Source organism: Synechococcus sp. OH2 (assembly GCF_047462155.1).
Lineage (GTDB): Bacteria > Cyanobacteriota > Cyanobacteriia > Thermostichales > Thermostichaceae > Thermostichus.
The window spans coordinates 1-693 of record NZ_JANSIR010000043.1 but is presented as its reverse complement, the minus strand read 5'-3'; the positions used below and the strand labels follow the sequence as shown (position 1 = coordinate 693).

At 63.6% G+C, this 693-nt stretch carries 1 protein-coding gene; it reads left to right on the top strand.

Translation table 11 applies throughout. The features are described from left to right. Positions 1–620, top strand: a 620-nt coding sequence (locus tag NW835_RS03145; protein WP_414414500.1) for a TIGR03943 family putative permease subunit, incomplete at its 5' end; no start/stop codon positions are given. Positions 621–693 lie beyond the last annotated feature (73 nt).

The window sequence follows — 693 nt, the reverse complement described above, 5'->3', positions numbered from 1 at the left end:
TTAACCCCGCCTACGTAAACGTGGCTCTGCTGGCCGGCCTGTGCCTACTGGGCCTGGGGATTAGCCGGTGGCGGGGGGCCAAAGTCGCGCCCTCGGAAAGCCATGTCTCCCTGTTGGGGCCGCGCCTGGGGGCGGCGCTCTTGATCCTGACGGCGCTGCTGGGGTTTTGGGTCGAGCCCCGTCCCCTCTCCAGCCAGACGGCCCTCAACCGGGGGGTATCTCCCTATCTGGGTGCCTCTCGCAGCCAGCCGCAGGCTTTTCGTCCCAAGATTGACCCACGCCAGCGCACCCTGCTGGACTGGGTGCGCACCCTGGATGTCTACCCAGATCCCTATACCTATGAGGGCCAGCCGGTGCGGGTGCAGGGGTTCGTCGTTCCTGACGAGCAACCTGACCACTTTGTCATCACTCGCTTTTTGGTGAGTTGCTGCGCTGCCGATGCCTACCCGGTCGGCTTGCCAGTGCGCTGGTTCCGCTCGGAGGAGCTGGCTCCGGACAGTTGGCTGCGTCTGGAAGGACGAATGGCCGTGGAGCAACGGGATGGCCAGCCTCAGTTGGTAATCCTGGCCGAGCAGGTGGAACCAATGCCGGTGCCGGCCAATCCCTACGCCGACGAGTAGGTTAGATGTCGGTTTCGCTGAGTTTAGCGCTCATGTAATCGAAGGGCTCGGCCACAAAGCTGTAATCCTCGTC